At 63.5% G+C, this 19,491-nt stretch carries 15 protein-coding genes; 12 read left to right on the top strand and 3 right to left on the bottom strand.

Annotated features, from left to right (window positions below; all coding sequences use genetic code 11):
• Position 1: 1 nt before the first annotated feature.
• Complete coding sequence (gene argS, locus ACFW0B_RS19910) at positions 2–1,741, bottom strand: arginine--tRNA ligase (protein ID WP_449150717.1); 1,740 nt, start codon at positions 1,739–1,741, stop codon at positions 2–4.
• A 138-nt stretch (positions 1,742–1,879) separates the two neighbouring features.
• Complete coding sequence (locus ACFW0B_RS19905; protein WP_449150716.1) at positions 1,880–4,102, bottom strand: primosomal protein N'; 2,223 nt, start codon at positions 4,100–4,102, stop codon at positions 1,880–1,882.
• Between the two features lie 167 nt (positions 4,103–4,269).
• Between ACFW0B_RS19905 and rpmE the strand changes: the two genes are divergently transcribed.
• The 4 genes from rpmE to ACFW0B_RS19885 all read left to right on the top strand — a co-directional run bounded on the left by rpmE (position 4,270) and on the right by ACFW0B_RS19885 (position 8,128).
• Positions 4,270–4,482, top strand: coding sequence for a 50S ribosomal protein L31 (gene rpmE / locus ACFW0B_RS19900; RefSeq protein WP_449150715.1), 213 nt, complete (start codon positions 4,270–4,272; stop codon positions 4,480–4,482).
• 26 nt (positions 4,483–4,508) lie between these two features.
• A complete protein-coding gene (locus ACFW0B_RS19895; protein WP_449150714.1) occupies positions 4,509–5,309 on the top strand; it encodes a thermonuclease family protein in 801 nt (266 codons plus the stop codon).
• Complete coding sequence (locus ACFW0B_RS19890) at positions 5,306–6,760, top strand: M48 family metalloprotease (protein WP_449150713.1); 1,455 nt, start codon at positions 5,306–5,308, stop codon at positions 6,758–6,760. The genes ACFW0B_RS19895 and ACFW0B_RS19890 overlap by 4 nt, the downstream gene beginning before the upstream one ends.
• Before the next feature lie 99 nt (positions 6,761–6,859).
• Positions 6,860–8,128: a malic enzyme-like NAD(P)-binding protein gene (locus tag ACFW0B_RS19885; protein WP_449150712.1), complete on the top strand. Its 1,269-nt coding sequence runs from the start codon at positions 6,860–6,862 to the stop codon at positions 8,126–8,128.
• A 279-nt stretch (positions 8,129–8,407) separates the two neighbouring features.
• Here ACFW0B_RS19885 and ACFW0B_RS19880 read toward each other — a convergent pair whose 3' ends face one another.
• Positions 8,408–10,846: a penicillin-binding protein 1A gene (locus ACFW0B_RS19880; protein ID WP_459251724.1), complete on the bottom strand. Its 2,439-nt coding sequence runs from the start codon at positions 10,844–10,846 to the stop codon at positions 8,408–8,410.
• A gap of 181 nt (positions 10,847–11,027) precedes the next feature.
• Between ACFW0B_RS19880 and ACFW0B_RS19875 the strand changes: the two genes are divergently transcribed.
• Genes ACFW0B_RS19875 through ACFW0B_RS19840 form a run of 8 tightly spaced genes read left to right on the top strand, consistent with a single transcriptional unit; the run spans position 11,028 to position 19,333 of the window.
• Entirely contained in the window at positions 11,028–12,092 is a 1,065-nt protein-coding gene (locus tag ACFW0B_RS19875) for a pilus assembly protein PilM (RefSeq protein WP_449150710.1), read from the top strand.
• Complete coding sequence (locus ACFW0B_RS19870; RefSeq protein WP_449150709.1) at positions 12,092–12,691, top strand: PilN domain-containing protein; 600 nt, start codon at positions 12,092–12,094, stop codon at positions 12,689–12,691. Before ACFW0B_RS19875 ends, ACFW0B_RS19870 begins: the two co-directional genes overlap by 1 nt.
• Positions 12,688–13,311, top strand: coding sequence for a type 4a pilus biogenesis protein PilO (gene pilO / locus ACFW0B_RS19865; protein WP_449150708.1), 624 nt, complete (start codon positions 12,688–12,690; stop codon positions 13,309–13,311). Before ACFW0B_RS19870 ends, pilO begins: the two co-directional genes overlap by 4 nt.
• Positions 13,308–13,841: a type 4a pilus biogenesis lipoprotein PilP gene (pilP, locus tag ACFW0B_RS19860; protein ID WP_449150707.1), complete on the top strand. Its 534-nt coding sequence runs from the start codon at positions 13,308–13,310 to the stop codon at positions 13,839–13,841. Before pilO ends, pilP begins: the two co-directional genes overlap by 4 nt.
• A 57-nt stretch (positions 13,842–13,898) precedes the next feature.
• The gene (pilQ, locus tag ACFW0B_RS19855; protein ID WP_449150706.1) at positions 13,899–16,007 is read left to right on the top strand and encodes a type IV pilus secretin PilQ; all 2,109 of its coding nucleotides are present in this window, start codon (positions 13,899–13,901) and stop codon (positions 16,005–16,007) included.
• A gap of 5 nt (positions 16,008–16,012) precedes the next feature.
• Positions 16,013–16,531 (top strand): shikimate kinase AroK, encoded by a 519-nt coding sequence (gene aroK, locus ACFW0B_RS19850; RefSeq protein WP_449150705.1) that lies wholly within the window; start codon positions 16,013–16,015, stop codon positions 16,529–16,531.
• A gap of 51 nt (positions 16,532–16,582) precedes the next feature.
• Entirely contained in the window at positions 16,583–17,686 is a 1,104-nt protein-coding gene (gene aroB, locus ACFW0B_RS19845) for a 3-dehydroquinate synthase (RefSeq protein ID WP_449150704.1), read from the top strand.
• Positions 17,687–17,695: 9 nt separating this feature from the next.
• Positions 17,696–19,333, top strand: a complete 1,638-nt coding sequence (locus tag ACFW0B_RS19840) for an AAA family ATPase (protein WP_449150703.1) — start codon at positions 17,696–17,698, stop codon at positions 19,331–19,333.
• Positions 19,334–19,491: the final 158 nt, after the last annotated feature.

The following is a 19,491-nucleotide window of genomic DNA, read 5'->3' as shown; positions in this document are numbered from 1 at the left end:
GTTACATGCGTTCCAGGGTTTGCAGGCCGAGCAGTTCCAGGCCTTGCTTGAGGGTGCGGCCGGTGAGCGCGGCAAGGCGCAGGCGGCTCTGTTGGGTGGCCTGGTCCTCGGCGGTGAGGATCGGGCAGTTCTCGTAGAAGCTGGAGAACAGGCCGGCCAGATCATAGAGGTAGGCGCAGAGGATGTGCGGAACCCCCTTCTCGGCCACGTTGCCCAGGGTGTCGGCGAACTGCGCCAGCTTGGCGGCCAGGGCCTGCTCCTGCTCGGCTGCGAGGATGATCTGGCCGTCGATCTCGGAGAAGTCCTTGCCCAGTTTGCGGAACACGCTGGCCACACGGGTGTAGGCGTAGAGCAGGTAGGGCGCGGTGTTGCCTTCGAAGCTCAGCATCAGCTCGAAGTTGAAGCTGTAGTCGCTGGTGCGATGCTTGGACAGGTCGGCGTACTTCACCGCGCCAATGCCCACGGCACGGGCGATCTGGCGCAGCTCGGATTCGTCCAGGTCGGGGTTCTTGCCCTTCACCAGGTCATAGGCGCGCTGTTCGGCCTCGTTCAGCAGGTCGATCAGCTTCACCGTGCCGCCGTCGCGGGTCTTGAAGGGCTTGCCATCGGCGCCGTTCATGGTGCCGAAGCCCATGTGCTCCATTTCGAAGGTCGGCGGCACGAAGCCGGCCAGGCGCGCGGCGGCGAACACCATCTGGAAGTGCAGGGCCTGGCGCTGGTCGACGAAGTACAGCGCGCGGTCGGCCTTGAGCACATTGGCGCGGTAGCGGGTGGCGGCCAGGTCGGTGGTGGCGTAGAGGTAACCACCGCCGGCCTTCTGCACGATCAGCGGCAGCGGGTTGCCTTCGGCGTTCTTGAACTCGTCCATGAACACGCACAGGGCGCCGTCGCTTTCGGTGAGCAGGCCCTTGGCGCGCAGGTCGGCGATGACGTTGGGCAGGTCGTCGTTGTAGGCGCTTTCGCCCTTCACGTCGGCCATGCTGAGCTTCACGCCCAGGCGGTCGTACACCGCCTGGCAGTGGCTCAGGGAAATGTCGTTGAAGCGGGTCCAGAGTTTCAGGCACTCGGGGTCGCCGGCCTGCAGCTTGACCACCAGCTCGCGGGCGCGGTCGGCGAACTCGGAGGATTCGTCGAAGCGCTTCTTCGCGGCGCGATAGAAGGATTCCAGGTCGGACAGCTCGGCGTCGCTGCCTACCGGCTGTTCCTGCATATAGGCCAGCAGCATACCGAACTGGGTGCCCCAGTCGCCCACGTGGTTCTGGCGGATCACGGTGTCGCCGAGGAACTCCAGTACGCGGGCCACGCCGTCACCGATGATGGTGGAACGCAGGTGGCCGACGTGCATTTCCTTGGCCAGGTTCGGTGCCGACAGGTCGACGACCACGCGCTGTTGCGGGCCGTTCTTGCGCACGCCGAGGTGGGTGTCGGCCAGTGCGGCGTCCAGGCGCTGGGCCAGGGTCTGGCTGTTCTGGAAGAAGTTGAGGAAGCCGGGGCCGGCGATTTCCACCTTGGCCACCTGCTCGTCCCGGGGCAGGGCGGCGATGAGCTTTTCGGCCAGGTCGCGCGGCTTCATGCCGGCGGGTTTGGCCAGCATCATGGCGATGTTGCTGGCGAAGTCGCCGTGGCTCTTGTCCTTGGTGTTTTCCACCTGGATGGCCGGGCTGAGCCCCTCGGGCAGCACGCCCTCGCTGGCGAGACGGGTCAGGGCTTGCTGGATCAGCTGGCGAATGGTGTCTTTCATCTTCTGCTCTTCCGGCCGCCCCGGAGAGGGCTGGCGCTGGTTGAAAACTGTGCATTATCGGCGGGCTGCGGCTGCAGCTTCAAGTTTTAAGCGGCGAGCTGCAAGGGACTTTCCGGGATATCGGCCGGGCGGTGGGGCTCAGAACAGGTCAATCGGATCGACATCCAGCGACCAGCGTACCGCGCGGCCTCCGGGCAACTGCTCCAGCGCCTGGCTCCAGGGCGTCAGCAGGCGATGCAGGGGCGCTCGGGCGTTGGCCTGCAACAGGAGCTGCGCTCGATAGCGGCCGGCGCGGCGTTCCATGGGGGCGGGGACCGGTCCCAGCAATTCGACGCCGTTGATGCCCAGTTCGGCCAGCTGCTGTTCGGCTTCGGCGCAGGCATTGTCGAGGAACTCTTCCGCCTGGCCCGGCTTGTGGGCTTCGGCGCGCAGCAACGCGAGATGAGCGAACGGCGGCAGGCCGGCGGCGCGCCGCTCGGACAGGGCCTGGTCGGCAAAGGCGAAGTAGCCCTGTTCGGTGAGCTGCACCAGCAGGGGATGCTCGGCCAGGTGGGTCTGGATGATCACCTTGCCCGGCTCTTCGGCCCGGCCGGCCCGGCCCGCGACCTGGACGATGAGCTGGGCCATGCGCTCGCTGGCGCGGAAGTCGGCGGAGAACAGGCCGCCGTCGGCATCGAGGATGGCCACCAGGGTCACGCGGGGGAAGTGGTGCCCCTTGGCGAGCATCTGGGTGCCGACCAGGATGCAGGGCTCGCCACGCTGGATGGTGGCGAACAGCTTGTCCATGGCGTCCTTGCGTGAGGTGCTGTCGCGGTCGATGCGCAAAACCTGCGTCTTCGGAAACAGGATCGCCAGGCGCTCTTCGGCGCGCTCGGTGCCGGCACCCACCGGGCGCAGGTCGACGCGGCCGCAGTCGGGGCAACAGGTCGGCTGGCGCTGGGTGTGGCCGCAATGGTGGCAGCGCAGCTCGTTGAAGCGCTGGTGCAGGGTCATGCGCGCGTCACAGCGCGGGCACTGGCTGATCCAGCCGCAGTCATGGCACAGCAGGGTCGGCGCGAAGCCGCGGCGGTTGAGGAACACCAGCACTTGCTGTCCCGCCGCCAGGGTCTGGGCGATGGCCTGCTGCAGCGGCATGGAGATGCCGGAGTCCAGCGGCAGGCTCTTCACATCCAGGCGCAGGAAGCGCGGTTGCCTGGCGCCACCGGCGCGCTGGGTCAGGCGCAGCAGGCCGTAGCGTCCGGCGTGGGCGTTCTGCAGGCTTTCCAGCGAGGGCGTGGCCGAGCCCAGCAGGATCGGGATGTTCTCCTGGCGGGCGCGCACCAGGGCCAGGTCGCGGGCGTGGTAGCGCAGGCCTTCCTGCTGCTTGTAGGAGGCGTCGTGTTCCTCGTCGATGATGATCAGCCCCGGATTCTTCAGTGGCGTGAAGAGCGCCGAGCGGGTGCCGATGACGATGTCGGCTTCGCCATCGCGTGCGGCCAGCCAGGCGTCCAGGCGCTCGCGGTCGTTCACCGCCGAGTGGAGCAGGGCGATCCGCGCGTTGAAGCGGCGGGAGAAGCGCTCCAGGGTCTGCGGGCCAAGGTTGATCTCGGGGATCAGCACCAGGGCCTGCTTGCCGGCCTCGAGGGTCTGGCGGATCAGTTGCAGGTAGACCTCGGTCTTGCCGCTGCCGGTAACCCCGGCCAGGAGCAGGGCGTTGAAACTGCCGAAGGAGGCATGCACCGCGTCGAAGGCGGCGCGCTGCTCGGGATTGAGCGGCAGCTCCGGCTGGGCCAGCAATGGGCCATGACGGTCGCTGGGGGCGTGGCGGCGTACTTCGACGCAGGCCAGGCCCTTTTCCAGGAGGATGTCGAGGCTGTCCTTGTTCAGCTGCAGTTGGCCGAGCAGCTGATGCGCCACGCCGTGGGGATGCTGCGCCAGGGTGGCCAGGGCCTGGCGCTGGCGCGGTGCGCGGGCCAGGCGCGGATCGTCGAGACTGGCGCCGGGGGCGGCGTGCCAGAATCGCTCCTGGCGGGCCTCGGCCGGTTCGCCCTGGCGCAGCAGCACCGGAAGGGCCCAGCTCAGGGTGTCGCCGAGGCTGTGCTGGTAGTACTGGGCTGTCCACAGGCAGAGCTTGAACAGCGACGGCGGCAGCAGCGGGCAGCTATCCAGCAGTTCCAGTGCCGGTTTGAGCTTGTCCGCGGGCACATCGCTCTTGTCCGTCACTTCCACCAGTACGCCGATGATCTCGCGCCGGCCGAACGGCACGCGCAGGCGAACCCCCGGCTGCAGGGCGGCGCGAGGCACACCGGCAGGCGCCCGGTAGTCGAACAGGCGGCGCAGCGGCGAGGGCAGGGCGAGGCGCAGGATGGGGGCGTCGGACAAGCGGGCGGTCCCTTCGGAAAAGGCGCGATCTTAACATGGCTCCGTACGACAACCGGTGCGGCTGGCACCTTGCAACGTACCCTCACTCTGGTATCATCCGCCGCCTGTTTCCGTGCGGTGCTCGACATAGGGTCGGGTGGCGGCACGCCAGACCTGAGGATCATGCAATGAAACCGGATATCCATCCCGAGTACGTAGCGATCGAAGCTACCTGCAGCTGCGGTAACGTCATCAAGACCCGCTCCACCATCGGCAAGAACATCAGCCTCGACGTATGCTCCGAGTGCCACCCGTTCTACACCGGTAAGCAGAAGGTTCTGGACACCGGCGGCCGTATCGATCGCTTCAAGCAGCGTTTCGGCGTGTTCGGCGCCAAGTAAGAGCCGACACAGCCCGGGAAGGCCAGATGGCCAGGTCCCCGCTGACGAGAAAGGCGCCTCTGACAGGCGCCTTTTTCTTTTTCTGGCTGCTGAGTTTCTCCCTTCATGCCGCCTGCCCGCTTTCGGGCAATCTTCCTACCTATAAAGTCCGAAACGTCGTCGATGGCGACACCTTGCGTCTGGTCGATGGCCGAAGCGTCCGTCTGATTGGTCTTAACGCGCCCGAGTTGGCGCGCAAGGGAAGGTCGGATGAACCCTACGCCGTAGCGGCGCAGCGACGTCTTGCCGAGCTGGTGAAAACCAGTGGCGGGCAGGTGGGGCTGCGCCTCGGGCGCGAACCGAAAGACCGCTACGGGCGCACTCTGGCCCACGTTTACGACAGTCGCGGGCGCAACCTCGAAGAGCGTCTGCTCGCCGAAGGCCTGGCGTTTCAAATTGCCATCGCGCCCAACGCCGCGCTCAGCTTCTGCCATGCCGCTGCGGAGCGGGAGGCGCGCCGCGCCGGGCGGGGGCTCTGGCGTCGACTGGCGTTGCAGTCGCCGTGGCAGTTGCGCCGCAGTGGCTTTGCGCTGGTGCAGGGGCGCATCGCCAGGGTCGAACGCAACCGTGGCGGGGTCTGGCTACAGCTGGACGGGCCCCTGGTATTGCGCGTCGAGCCGAAGCATCTGCGCCAGTTCGATGCCGCTGCGTTGCAGCGTCTGGAAGGGCGGCGAATAGAGGCGCGAGGCTGGGTAATTGACCGTGCCGGTAGGGGCGGCGTAAATACGAAGAATCCCCGCTGGATGCTCCCCCTTACCCACAATGGAATGCTCGAGGTGATTCGATGAGATCTCCTGCGCTCGTCGTGGCGCTGCTGTTCGGTTCTTCCCTGCTGGCCGGTTGCGCAGTGAACCCTGCGACCGGCAAGACCAACTTCGTGATGATGAGCGAGCGGCAGGAGCTGGATCTCGGTTCCCGGTACAACCAGGAAATCGCCAAGCAGAACCCGCGCTACGCGGACGAGAAGCTGCAGGCCTATGTGCAGGAAGTCGGGCAGCGCGTCGCCAGTCACAGCCACCGCAGCAATATTCCCTACCGCTTCACCGTGGTCGACTCGCCGGACATCAACGCCTTCGCCCTGCCGGGTGGTTACATCTATATCCACCGGGGCCTGCTGGCCTACCTGAACTCGGAAGCGGAACTCGCTGCGGTGCTGGGGCATGAGGTGGGTCACGTCACCGCGCGCCACAGCGTGCAGCAGCAGAGCCAGTCCACCGCGTGGAACATCCTGGGACAGGCGGTCGCCATCGGTACCGGCGTTGGCGCTGCAGGTGATCTGACCAATGTGCTGGGCACTGCCTTCGTGCGGGGCTACGGGCGTGACATGGAGCTGGAGGCGGACGGTCTGGGCGCACAGTACCTAGCGCGCAGCGGCTATGACCCGCAAGCCATGATCGAAGTGGTGAAAGTGCTGAAGAACCAGGAAGAGTTCGCCCGCGACCAGGCTCGAGGCAAAGGCCAGGCAGAGGCGCCGTCGGGCTACCACGGCGTATTCGATACCCATCCGGACAGCGACACCCGTCTGCAGCAGGTGGTGGGGCCGGCCAGGGCGCTGGCCGGTAGTAACCAGTTGGTGAACCGGGACGTCTTCCTCAAGCATCTCGAGGGGCTGCCGTTCGGCGACTCGGCTGAAACCGGCGTGCGCCGGGGGCAGGTCTTCTATCACGCCGGGCTGGATTTCACCCTTCACTTCCCCGACGGCTGGGGGATGGTCAACCGCCCTGACGCCGTGATTACCCACAGCGCCAATCAGCAGGCCTTCATCGCCATGAGTCTGGATGGGCGCAAGCCGAACCTGACTCCGGCGAACTATCTGCGGCAGAAGGCCGGTGGCCAGCGGCTGGCCATGGAAGAGTCCCTGCAGCAGGCCGGGCTGCAGGGCGCCACTGCGGTCCTGCCGGGAAACCCGGCACGCCGGGTAGCGGTCATCTACAAGGACGACAAGGCCTATCTGTTCGTCGGAGCGATTCGCAATGGGGCGTCCCTGGAAAGCGAGGATGACAAGTTCCTCTCGGTGATCCGTAGCTTCCGCCCGATGAGGAAGGAGGAGGCGGCCTTGGCCCAGCCGTTGCGGCTGCACCTGATCCAGGTGAAGTCCGGCCAGACGATCGCCAGTCTGGCTCGGGAGAGCAAATTGCCGGGTACACAAGCGGATCTGGAAAATCGTATCCGATTGTTGAATAATTTGTATCCAATTGGAGAACCAAAGCCCGGAGATTGGCTGAAAGTCTTACGTTAGAGGGGTTGACGCCGGGCAGCTGAACGGTCTTGTTAGCCCCATGCATCTTGCGTATGCTCGCCGGTCACGTCTGTCACAAGCAAAAGCGGAAATGCCAAAATGTCTGATCTGAAAACGGCCGCTCTCGAATACCATGCCCAGCCCCGCCCCGGGAAACTCAGCGTCGAGCTGACCAAGCCGACCGCCACCGCCCGCGACCTGTCGCTGGCTTACAGCCCGGGCGTCGCCGAGCCGGTGCGCGAAATCGCGCGTGATCCGGAACTGGCCTACAACTACACCGGCAAGGGCAACCTGGTAGCGGTCATTTCCGATGGCACCGCAATCCTCGGCCTGGGCAACCTCGGCCCGCTGGCTTCCAAGCCGGTAATGGAGGGCAAGGGCGTGCTGTTCAAGCGTTTCGCCGGCATCGACGTATTCGACATCGAAGTGGACGCCGAGAGCCCGCAGGCCTTCATCGACACCGTCAAGCGCATTTCCATCACCTTCGGCGGCATCAACCTCGAGGACATCAAGGCACCCGAGTGCTTCGAGATCGAGCGCACCCTGATCGAGCAGTGCGACATCCCGGTCTTCCACGATGACCAGCACGGCACCGCCATCGTGACCGCCGCCGGCATGCTCAATGCCCTGGAAATCGCGGGCAAATCCCTGGCTGAAGCCAAGATCGTCTGCCTTGGCGCCGGCGCTGCCGCCATCTCCTGCATGAAGCTGCTGGTGAGCATGGGTGCGCAGGTCGAGAACATCTTCATGATCGACCGCAAGGGCGTGATCCATGCCGGTCGTGACGACCTGAACCAGTACAAGGCCGTATTCGCCCACGAGACCGAGAAGCGCACCATGTCCGAAGCCCTCGAAGGCGCGGACGTGTTCGTCGGTCTGTCCGGTGCCAACCTGCTGAGCCCGGAAGACCTCAATCGCATGGCGCCCAACCCGATCGTGTTCGCCTGCTCCAACCCGGATCCGGAAATCAAGCCGGAACTGGCGCACGCGACCCGCAGCGACGTGATCATGGCCACCGGTCGTTCCGACTACCCGAACCAGGTCAACAACGTCCTCGGCTTCCCCTTCATCTTCCGCGGTGCCCTGGACGTACGCGCCACCCGCATCAACGAAGAAATGAAGATCGCCGCCGCCCTGGCCCTGCGCGATCTGGCCAAGCTGCCGGTGCCGCAGGAAGTCTGCGACGCCTACGGTGTGGGCTCCCTGGAGTTCGGTCGCGAGTACATCATTCCGAAGCCCATGGACAAGCGCCTGATCACCGTCGTATCCGATGCCGTGGCCAAGGCCGCCATCGAATCCGGCGTGGCAACCCTGCCGTATCCGAAGCACTATCCGCTGACTTCGGTGGACGAAGTGTTCAACGGCTAAGCCGAGACGCAATGAAAAGCCCCGCACAGGCTGTGTGAAAACACCCTGATGTGAGGTCCAGGCAACGCCCCGACTGGTTCGGGGCGTTGCCGTTTCAGAGGTGAAGGAAAGCGAAGCGCGGGCTCGGCCCATCGGTTCGTCCGGCGGCGGGAACAGGCTGCCCTCTGGATACAGCCCATAAACGAAAATGCCTGTATCGATCGATACGGGCATTTTCGTCTTCAGGTTCGGCCAGTTATTACGCAGCCTGAATCGCGGAGCTGTCCCGTTTTCGGGTTCTCAGAACAGATCGATGGGGGCGACCTCGTCGGCCGGCAGCGGGCTGCCCGGAATGGCGAGGCCCGGCTCGAACTCGCTCATGGGCGGGGGCGTGTCCTCGCTCTTGAACAGCTCGAAGAAGGCATCAGGTGTTCCCGGGCTGGCGGCGCGGCCACTGAGTGGATCGATGCGTAGGGTCAGCAGTCCGGCAGGCTCTGGCTGGACGTGAGCGGGTTTGTCCTTGAGCGCGGCGCTCATGTAGTTCATCCAGATGGGGAGCGCGACAGTGCCGCCGTATTCGTGGCGACCCAGGCTTTCCGGCTGGTCGAAGCCGACCCAGACGGTGGTGACGTAGTCGGCGTTGTAGCCCGAGAACCAGCTGTCCTTCGACTCGTTGGTGGTACCGGTCTTGCCGGCGATGTCGCTGCGTCCCATGGACAGTGCGCGGCGCCCGGTGCCGCGCTTGATCACGTCCTGCAGCATGCTGTTGAGGATGTAGGTGGTGCGCGGGTCGACGATGCGTTCGGCGACTGCTGGCGCCAGGCTCTGGGGTGGCGATGCGTCGGTGGAGGCGAGCAGGGTGTCCGGCGCCGCGCTGCTTTGCGCGATTTCGTCGGGCTCCGCCTCGTTTGCCGGAACCCGTGGCGGATTGGCGACGAACAGGGTCTTTCCGTCGCGGCTTTCGATACGCTCGATCAGGTAGGGCTGAACCTTGTAGCCGCCGTTGGCGAAGGTGCTCCAGCCACCGGCGATTTCCAGCGGAGTGAGGTTGGCGGTACCGAGTGCCAGGGACAGGTTGCGCGGCAGGTCGTCCTTGTTGAAGCCGAAGCGGCTGACATAATTCAGCGCATAGTCGATGCCGATGGCTTGCAGCAAACGGATCGACACCAGGTTGCGCGACTTGTACAGGGCTTCACGCAGGCGGATCGGGCCAAGGAAGGTGTTGTTATCGTTCTTCGGGCGCCAGGCCTCTTCCATGCCGGCTTCATGGAAAACGATGGGGGCGTCATTCACCAGACTGGCGGCGGTGAAGCCGTTGTCCAGGGCGGCGGCGTAAAGGAAGGGCTTGAAGCTGGACCCCGGCTGTCGCTTGGCCTGGGCCGCTCGGTTGTAGTTGCTTTGCTCGAATGAGAAACCACCGACCAGCGCGCGGATGGCGCCGTCGTTCGGGTCCAGGGAAACCAGGGCGCTCTGGGCGGCCGGCAGTTGGACGAAGCGCAGACTGCCGTCGTCCTGGCGCTGCACGCGGACCAGGTCGCCGACCTGGGTGACGTCGGCAGGCTGCTGCGGGCGTGGCCCCAGGCTGTTGGTATTCAGGAACGGGCGGGCCCATTTCATGCTGTCCCAGCTCACGGCCTCTTCCTGGCCACTGCGACTCAGGACCAGGATGCCGCTCTTTTCCACCTGGGTGACGATGGCCGGCTCGAGACCGCCAAGGGACTTCTGCTTGGCCAGTTCCTGCAGCCAGGTTTCCTTGGTCATGCCGGGCAAGCGGGTTTCCGGGCCACGATAGCCGTGGCGCTGGTCGTATTCGATCAGCCCTTCGCGCAATGAGGTATTGGCAGCCTGCTGGAGGTCACTGGGTACTGTCGTGGTGACGCGGAAGCCTTCGGTGTAGGCGTCGCTGCCGTAGCGGCCGACCATTTCGGCGCGGGCCATCTCGGCGATGTAGGGGGCGGTCAGTTCCGGGGTGGGGACGTGGTAGCTGGCGTCGATCGGTTCATTGATCGCTTGCTGGTAGCGGTCCTGATCGATTCGGCCCAGCTTGTACATGCGGCCTAGAATCCAATCGCGACGTTCCTTGCTGCGGGTCGGGTTGACTAGCGGGTTGAAGCGTGACGGCGCCTTCGGCAGGCCGGCAATCATGGCCATCTGGGCCAGGCTGATTTCGCGAATCGACTTGCCGTAATAGACCTGGGCAGCGGCCTCGATACCGTATGCACGGTTACCGAGATAGATCTTGTTCACATAAAGTTCAAGAATCTCGTCTTTGCTGAGTTCCCGCTCAATCTGCAGTGCCAGCAATATTTCATTGATCTTGCGGGAGAAACTTCTTTCGCTGGTGAGGAAGTAGTTCTTCGCCACCTGCATGGTGATGGTGCTACCGCCCGTCTGGATGTGGCCGGTTTTCAATAATTGCGTGGCAGCGCGCATCAGGCTGGTGAGGTCGACGCCATAATGATTGGCAAAATTGTCGTCCTCGGCGGCCAGCAAGGCCTGGATGAAGTCCGGCGGAACGTCGGCGATACGTACCGGAGAACGGCGCATTTCGCCGAACTCCGCGATCAGCTTGCCGTCGCTGCTGTAGATGCGCAGCGGAATCTGGAGCTGGATCCGGCGCAGCGAGTCGACCGATGGAAGGCTGGGGCTAAGATAGAGATAGGCGCCGCTGAAACTGAGCAGCAGGCCACAGAAGACGGCAACGAAGGACCACCAGAATAACTTCAGCAGGCGCATCAAGGCTTGTGGATTTCCAGGTAGAAGAATGAGTTAAGCGGAAGGCAATGATGAAAGGCAAAAGCCGATCACATTATAAGCGTTTTTTTTCCGGGGGAGCCATTTGCGCTTCTGTCAAGACTGCTATTTAATGTGGAAAAACATAAATCGTCCGTAAGTCTCGGGCGCTGATAGGAAATCGGTCGTGCTAGGGCTCTTCAATAAGAAAGCGAATTCGCTGTTGGGGATCGACATCAGCTCGACCTCAGTCAAACTCCTTGAATTGAGTCGCTCGGGAAGCCGCTACAAAGTGGAGTCCTATGCTGTCGAGCCGCTCCCACCAAACGCGGTTGTCGAAAAGAACATCGCGGAACTGGAGGGCGTCGGGCAGGCAATTTCCCGGGTGATCAGCAAGGCGCGCACCGGCGTCAAGGTCGCAGCTGTGGCCGTGGCCGGTTCGGCCGTGATCACCAAGACCATCGAAATGGAAGCCGGGCTCTCCGACGATGATCTGGAGAACCAGCTGAAGATCGAGGCTGACCAGTACATTCCTTATCCGCTGGAGGAAGTCGCCATCGACTTCGAGGTGCAAGGTGCGTCGGCACGCAACCCGGAGCGGGTCGATGTGCTGCTCGCAGCTTGCCGAAAGGAGAACGTCGAGGTGCGCGAGGCCGCGCTCGCCCTGGCCGGACTCACCGCCAAGGTGGTCGATGTCGAGGCCTACGCTCTGGAGCGTGCCTTTTCGCTGCTGTCCTCGCAGTTGGGCGATGCCCATGATGAACTGACTGTCGCCGTCGTCGACATCGGTGCCACCATGACCACCCTCAGCGTGCTGCACAACGGCCGCATCATCTACACCCGCGAACAGCTCTTCGGTGGTCGTCAGCTGACCGAGGAGATCCAGCGTCGCTATGGTCTTTCGGTTGAAGAAGCTGGTCTCGCCAAGAAGCAGGGCGGTCTTCCGGATGACTATGACAGCGAGGTTTTGCAACCGTTCAAAGATGCTGTCGTTCAGCAGGTTTCCCGCTCACTGCAGTTCTTCTTCGCTGCTGGCCAGTTCAATGATGTGGACTACATCCTCCTGGCGGGCGGCACGGCTTCGCTCCCGGGGCTCGATCGCTTGATCCAGCAGAAGATCGGTACCCCGACCCTGGTTGCCAATCCCTTCGCCGATATGGCGCTGAGCAGCAAGGTCAATGCCGGTGCGCTGGCTAGCGATGCGCCTGCCCTGATGATTGCGTGTGGCTTGGCGATGAGGAGTTTCGACTGATGGCGCGCATCAACCTACTCCCCTGGCGCGAGCAGCTGCGCGAGGAGCGCAAGCAGCGCTTCCTGGTGGCAATGGGCGCGGTTCTGGCCTTGGGCGCCGGCGCGGTGTTCCTGGGTGACCAGTATCTGAACGGCGCCATCGAGAATCAGCAGGCGCGCAACGACTTCGTGCGCAAGGAAATCGCCGTCCTGGATGCCAGGATCAAGGAGATCAGCGAGCTGAAGACCCGTCGTCAGCAGCTGCTCGAACGCATGAAGATCATCCAGGACCTGCAGGGCAACCGGCCGATCATCGGACGTGTGTTCGATCAGCTGGTGCGTACGCTGCCGGATGGCGTCTTCTTCACGGGTGTGAAGATGACTGGCAAGAGCATTGCCATCGTCGGTGCGGCCGAGTCGAACAACCGGGTTTCCAACTTGATGCGTAACCTGGATGCCTCGGAATGGCTGGTGTCGCCCAATCTCACCGAGGTCAAGGCGGTGACCGCGGGGGCTGTTGATCAAGCCAACGTCTTCCAGCTGACCGTGCAGCAGACCCAGCCGGGTTCCGAAGAGCAGAACGGCAAGAACGCTGCCGCCACTACAGGAGCCGCGAAATGAGTTTCTCCGACTCCCTCGAAAGCCTGCGCAAGATCGATCTTGCCGACCTGGACGTCAACAACCTCGGTTCCTGGCCCATTGCGGTCAAGGTCATCACTTGCCTGCTGTTGCTGATCATTGTGCTGGCACTGGGATACAACTTCCACCTCAAGGACCTTGAGCTCGAGCTGGATACCAAGCGAGCCGAAGAGGCGACCCTGAAGGATCAGTTTGCCTCGAAGGCGTTCCAGGCCGCGAACCTCGAAGCCTACAAGGAGCAGATGAAGGAGATGGAAACCTCCTTCGGTGCCTTGTTGCGGCAGCTGCCCAGTGATACCGAGGTTCCGGGTTTGCTGGAAGACATCACGCGTACCGGCCTGGGCAGCGGTCTCGAATTCGAAGAGATCAAGCTGTTGCCCGAAGCCACCCAGCAGTTCTACATCGAACTGCCGATCCAGATTTCGGTGGTGGGTGGCTATCACGACCTGGCGACCTTCGTCAGTGGCGTCGCCAGCCTGCCGCGAATCGTGACCCTGCATGATTTCGAGATCAAACCCCTTTCCCTGGAAAGTGGCTCCAAGCTGCGCATGTCGATCCTCGCCAAGACCTACCGTTATAACGACAAGGGGCTGCAGAAATGAGTAGTCCTCGCGCCCGCCTGGCGCTCAGTATCCTGATGTTGCTCGGCTTGTCCGGCTGCGGTGCCGGCGGCGATTTCAGCGACCTGCAGGCGTACATGGATGAGGTTCGTGCCCGTCCGAAGGGTTCCATCGAACCCCTGCCGAAGTTTCAGCCATACGAAGCCTTCACCTATAGCGCAGCGGCATTGCGCAGCCCCTTCCAACCGCCGATCAAGATCGATCTGGCAAAACAGCAGAAGGGTTCGAAGGATGTTCATCCGGATGAAACCCGGGTCAAACAATTCCTCGAAGGGTTCAACATCGAGTCCTTCGAGATGGTGGGAACCCTGTCCAATAGTTCGGGGAGCTTTGCCTTGATCAGTGGCGCTGGAGGGGTGCATCGGGTCAAGGTGGGGGACTATCTGGGGCGCAACCATGGCAAGGTCGTCAGCATCGACGAGTCCAAGGTCGACGTGATCGAGATTGTCCCGGACGGGGAGGGCGGATGGCTGGAGCGTCCGCGGAGTCTCGCGCTCAGGGAGCGCTCTTGAGGGCGAGGTTAACCACCGATGAAGAATAACTACCGGTCTGCACAACGGAACCAGATGATGAAAAGCTCGCTATCGCGCCTTGGTATCACGCTATTGGCCGCCCTGATTTCACCTGCGCTGCTGGCGGCGAACCTGCAGGGGCTGGATGTCGCGGCACTGCCGGGGGACAGGGTCGAACTCAAACTGGCCTTCGACGAGCCAGTGGCCGCGCCTCGTGGCTATACCATCGAGCAACCAGCCCGCATAGCCCTGGATCTTCCTGGCGTGTCCAACAAACTGGGCTCGAAGAATCGGGAACTGGGCGTGGGTAATGCCCGCAGCGTGACCGTGGTGGAAGCCAAGGATCGCACTCGACTGATCATCAACCTGTCCACGCTCGTGCCCTACAGCACCCGCGTGGATGGCAGTAACCTCTATGTGCTGGTGGGCGATTCCGCCCCGGCTCCGGCAGCACCGCGTCCGGTTGCCGCTGCCCCGGCGCCTGCCCCGGCGGCCTCGCGCCTGACCGCATCGCAGCCGGTCAAGAACTACGCCCGTGCGGGGCGGAGCATCGAAAACATCGACTTCCAGCGTGGCGAGCAGGGTGAGGGCAATGTGGTTATCACCCTGTCCGATCCCAGCGTCAGTCCGGACATCCAGGAACAAGGCGGCAAGATCCGCCTGTCGTTTGCCAAGACCCAGCTGCCCGAACCGCTGCGCGTTCGTCTGGACGTCAAGGACTTCGCCACTCCGGTGCAGTTCGTCAGCGCCTCGGGTGCCGGCAACGACGCCAGCATCAGCATCGAGCCCACCGGCTATTACGACTACCTGGCCTATCAGACCGACAACAAGCTGACCGTCAGCATCAAGCCGCTGACCCAGGACGATGTGGAGAAGCGCAAGGCCGAGCGTTTCGCCTATTCCGGCGAGAAGCTGTCGTTGAACTTCCAGGACATCGATGTGCGCTCGGTGCTGCAGCTGATCGCCGACTTCACCGACCTCAACCTGGTGGCTTCGGATACCGTGCAGGGCAACATCACCCTACGCCTGCAGAACGTACCCTGGGATCAGGCACTGGATCTGGTGCTGAAGACCAAGGGTCTGGACAAGCGCAAGGTAGGTAACGTGCTGCTGGTCGCGCCGGCTGACGAGATCGCCGCCCGTGAGCGCCAGGAACTGGAATCGCAGAAGCAGATCGCCGAGCTGGCCCCTCTGCGCCGCGAGCTGATCCAGGTGAACTATGCCAAGGCTGCCGACATCGCCAAGCTGTTCCAGTCCGTCACCAGTGGGGACCCGAGCGCTGCCGGTACCGATGAGCGCGGTTCCATCACGGTGGATGACCGTACCAACAGCATCATCGCCTATCAGACCGAAGAGAAGCTGGATGAGCTGCGTCGTATCGTGACCCAGCTGGATATCCCGGTTCGCCAGGTCATGATCGAAGCGCGCATCGTCGAAGCCAACGTCGACTACGACAAAGCGCTGGGCGTGAACTGGCGTGGTGCGAGCATCGGCGACAACAACTTCGTCGTCGGCGGTGGCGGCCTGGGTCGTCCGGCTGCCGGGCAGACAGGAAACGTCAACCTGGCAAACGCGCCCTTCGTCGATCTTGGTGCTGAAAACGCAACCTCCAGCATCGGCATCGGTTTCATCACCGACAACACCATTCTCGACCTCGAACTGTCGGCGATGGAGAAGACCGGTAACGGCGAGATCGTATCGCAGCCCAAGGTGGTCACCTCCGACAAGGAAACCGCCAAGATCCTCAAGGGTCAGGAAGTGCCTTACCAGGAAGCCAGTTCCAGCGGCGCCACCAGTACCTCGTTCAAGGAGGCGGCCCTGTCCCTGGAAGTCACTCCGCAGATCACGCCTGACAACCGCATCATCATGGAAGTGAAGGTAACCAAGGACGCGCCGGACTTCGCCAACGCACTGAACGGTGTACCGCCGATCAACAAGAACGAAGTCAACGCCAAGGTGCTGGTCAATGATGGTGAAACCATTGTCATAGGTGGGGTATTCTCCAACACCCAAACCAAGGCGGTGGACAAGGTGCCCTTCCTCGGCGACCTTCCCTTCCTCGGCCGCATGTTCCGTCGCGACGTGGTTCAGGACAAGAAAGCCGAGCTCCTGGTATTCCTCACTCCCCGCATCATGAACAATCAGGCCATTGCGGTGAGTCGCTGATATCGGTGCGTAATTTGATTCTGATCGGCCCGATGGGAGCTGGAAAAAGCACCATCGGGCGTTTGCTTGCCAAAGAACTGCGTCTTCCCTTCAAGGACTCCGATAAGGAAATCGAACAGCGTACCGGCGCGGATATCCCCTGGATATTCGATGTCGAGGGCGAGCAGGGCTTCCGTGATCGCGAACAGGCGATGATCGAAGAGCTCTGTGGTCACGACGGCGTCGTACTGGCAACCGGCGGGGGCGCGGTTCTGCGTCCGGCCAATCGTCGAGCCCTGCGTGACGGTGGTCGTGTCGTCTATCTGCACACCTCGGTGGAGCAGCAGATCGAGCGCACCTCGCGTGACCGCAATCGGCCGCTGCTGCGGTCGGCCGACCCGGGGAAGGTCCTGCGCGACCTGATGGCGATTCGCGATCCTCTCTACCGCGAGATCGCGGACATCATCATCGAAACAGACGAACGGCCGCCGCGCATGGTCGTGCAAGAGATACTGGCACGCCTACAGGCATTGCCGCCCCGTTAAAGCACGGGCGGAACTGCGCTATCCTTTAGCCCTTTTTATATCGGGGGCCCCATGCGGACACTTCAGGTCGATCTTGGCGAGCGTAGCTATCCCATCCATATAGGTTCCGGTCTGCTGTCGCGGCCGGAACTCTTCACGCCGCATATCGCCGGTAAGCAGGTGGCCATTGTCACCAACGAGACTGTGGCTCCCCTCTATCTCGACACGCTGACCCGGACGCTGCAGGGCTACTCGGTTCTCCCGGTGGTGCTGCCCGATGGCGAGGCCCGCAAGAACTGGGAAACCCTGCAACTGATCTTCGACGCCTTGCTGGGGGCTCGCCATGATCGCCGCACCACGGTCATCGCCCTGGGCGGCGGAGTGATCGGGGACATGGCCGGCTTCGCTGCGGCCTGTTACCAGCGTGGCGTGGACTTCATCCAGGTGCCTACCACCCTGTTGTCCCAGGTGGATTCCTCGGTGGGTGGCAAGACCGGGATCAACCACCCGCTGGGCAAGAACATGGTGGGGGCCTTCTACCAGCCCAAGGCGGTGATCATCGATACCGATAGCCTGCGCACCCTGCCGGAGCGCGAGCTCTCCGCCGGCCTTGCGGAAGTGATCAAGTACGGCCTGATCTGCGACGAGCCCTTCCTGCCCTGGCTGGCCGAGAAGATGCCGGCCATGCGTGGCCTCGACGCTGCAGCCCTGACCGAGGCCATCGAGCGTTCCTGTGCGGCCAAGGCGCGCGTCGTCGGGGTGGACGAACGCGAATCCGGCCTGCGCGCCATCCTCAATCTGGGCCACACCTTCGGCCACGCCATCGAGACCCAGATGGGCTACGGCGCGTGGCTGCACGGCGAGGCGGTAGCGGCGGGTACTGTCATGGCCCTCGAAATGTCCAGCCGCCTTGGCTGGATTACAACCGACGAGCGCGACGCGGCGATTCGCCTGCTGCGCAGCGCCGGCTTGCCGGTCGTGCCGCCAGCGGATATGACGCCGGAACATTTCCTCCAGCACATGGCCGTAGACAAGAAGGTGCTCGACGGTCAGCTGCGTCTGGTGCTGTTGCGCCGGATTGGCGAGGCCGTCGTGACTGCCGACTATCCGCGCGATGTACTGGAGGCCACCCTGGCCGCTGACTATTGCGCCCTGGCCGACCAGCTTGGAGAGTAAGGAATTCCCATGAGCAGCCTGCACGCCGACGAGGCCTATCTCGGCCATTACCAGCTCACCCATGATCCGTTCGCGGCGCGGGTGCCCGGCTTCAAGTTCTTCCCGGCCCAGCGCAAACCCGTGCTGGGTCAGCTTCACCACCTCGCCCGTTACAGCCAGCTGATGCTGGTGGTGAGTGGTCCCCACGGCAGCGGCAAGACGCTGCTGCGCCAGGCGCTGGTGGCCAGCACCAACAAGCAGGCCGTGCAGAGCCTGGTGGTGTCAGCGCGCAATTCGGCTGAAGCCGGCGGTCTGCTGCGCCAGATCGCCCAGGGACTGAACATCGCCCAGGCCGACGTGCGCTCCATCCTCGCCCAGGTCGCTCAACTGGCCCTGACCGGCCAGGAGGTGTACCTGCTGGTCGACGACGCCGAAGAACTGGACGATACCGCTCTTGGCAACCTGCTGGCCCTGGCCGAGGGCAATGTCGAGGCGCGTGCCCATGTCTTCCTGTTTGGCGAGGATTCCCTGCTCGCACACCTCGATGCCTTGGCAGATGGCGAAGAGCGTTTTCACGTCATCGAGCTTCAGCCCTATAGCCAGGAGGAAACTCGCGAATACCTCGCCCAGCGTCTCGAGGGCGCTGGTCGTGGCATCGAGCTGCTGAGTGATGAGCAGGTGGACGAGATCCATTTGCAGTCCGGCGGCTGGCCGGGTGGGATCAACCAGGTCGCACGCGATCTCATGATCGAAGCCATGCTTGCCCAGCGCGGAGCGTCGCGGAAATCCGCTGGCGGGTTCAACCTGCCGAAAAAGCACCTGCTGGCCCTGGCTGTGGTCGGGGTGGGCGTGATCGCCGCCTGGATGATGCAGGGTCGCAATGAGGGCAGTGTCGAGCAGGCTCCCGCTGCCGCCCAGCTGCCGTTAGGGCAGGCACCAGCCGGCCAGGATGATTCGGGTGCTCCGTCCGTCGAGTTCGCGGGCTCCTCGCAGCCGCTGCCCCTGCCGTTGGTGGGAGAGGCCCAGCCGGTGATTCGCGAGCCGCTGGCCCAGGCCGCTGGTCAGGGCGAGCTGGAAGATGGCCCGGCACCGGCTGAGGTCGCCAGTGTGCCGCCTACCGTTACTACCATTGCGCCGCCCCAGGGCGCGACCGCCAGTCCGGCGCCTATTGCACCGGTGGAGCCCATCGTACCGGCGCAGCCGCTGCCCCGGCCGGCTCAACCCATTGCGACCGCGCCCACAGCTCCGGCAGCTCAGGTTCCTGCACCCAAGCCAGCTGCGCCGGCTCCGACGCCCAAGCCAGCTCCCGCGCCTGTCCAGGTTGCAGCCAAGCCCGCCGAGAAGTCGGCCCCGGCGACTGCGTCTGTCGCCCCGACTGGCTCTGCAGGCAATGGCTGGTATCGTAGCCAGGCCGCCAGCCACTTCGCCCTGCAGGTGCTTGGCACCAGTTCGGAGAGCAGCGCAAAGGCCTTCGTGCAGCAGAATGGCGGGCAGTACCGCTACTTCAAGAAACAGCACCAGGGCAAGCCGCTCTATGTCGTGACCTACGGCAGCTTCCCCAGCCGGACTGCGGCCCAGGCGGCGATCAAGTCCCTGCCGGCCACGGTCCAGGCTGGCAAACCCTGGCCCAAGACCTTCGCCAGCATCCAGCAGGAAATGGTTCGCTAGTTCCCTTCGAGCCTGATCCCCCGCCTTATGACCAGGTGGTCGCTAGCACGACCTCCTGGCTCATTCATTCATTTTTGCGACATCGACTTTCACTAGTTGGTCACTAAGATTTGTGGTCGACCAACGGGCTATGTACAATGACCTCCCTTTGCCCTACG

Origin of the sequence: Metapseudomonas phytobenefica, from assembly GCF_043392685.1 — a bacterium.
Taxonomy (GTDB): Bacteria; Pseudomonadota; Gammaproteobacteria; order Pseudomonadales; family Pseudomonadaceae; genus Metapseudomonas.
This window is presented reverse-complemented; position numbering and strand designations above follow the sequence as displayed.

Bases quoted from the DNA above. Each gene is read 5' to 3' on its own strand.
- rpmE (WP_449150715.1), top strand. From the start codon at position 4,270: ATGAAACCGGATATCCATCCCGAGTACGTAGCGATCGAAGCTACCTGC.
- ACFW0B_RS19840 (WP_449150703.1), top strand. From the start codon at position 17,696: ATGAGCAGCCTGCACGCCGACGAGGCCTATCTCGGCCATTACCAGCTC.
- pilQ (WP_449150706.1), top strand. From the start codon at position 13,899: ATGAAAAGCTCGCTATCGCGCCTTGGTATCACGCTATTGGCCGCCCTG.
- aroB (WP_449150704.1), top strand. From the start codon at position 16,583: ATGCGGACACTTCAGGTCGATCTTGGCGAGCGTAGCTATCCCATCCAT.
- pilP (WP_449150707.1), top strand. From the start codon at position 13,308: ATGAGTAGTCCTCGCGCCCGCCTGGCGCTCAGTATCCTGATGTTGCTC.
- ACFW0B_RS19870 (WP_449150709.1), top strand. From the start codon at position 12,092: ATGGCGCGCATCAACCTACTCCCCTGGCGCGAGCAGCTGCGCGAGGAG.
- ACFW0B_RS19885 (WP_449150712.1), top strand. From the start codon at position 6,860: ATGTCTGATCTGAAAACGGCCGCTCTCGAATACCATGCCCAGCCCCGC.
- ACFW0B_RS19890 (WP_449150713.1), top strand. From the start codon at position 5,306: ATGAGATCTCCTGCGCTCGTCGTGGCGCTGCTGTTCGGTTCTTCCCTG.
- ACFW0B_RS19895 (WP_449150714.1), top strand. From the start codon at position 4,509: ATGGCCAGGTCCCCGCTGACGAGAAAGGCGCCTCTGACAGGCGCCTTT.
- argS (WP_449150717.1), bottom strand. From the start codon at position 1,741: ATGAAAGACACCATTCGCCAGCTGATCCAGCAAGCCCTGACCCGTCTC.
- pilO (WP_449150708.1), top strand. From the start codon at position 12,688: ATGAGTTTCTCCGACTCCCTCGAAAGCCTGCGCAAGATCGATCTTGCC.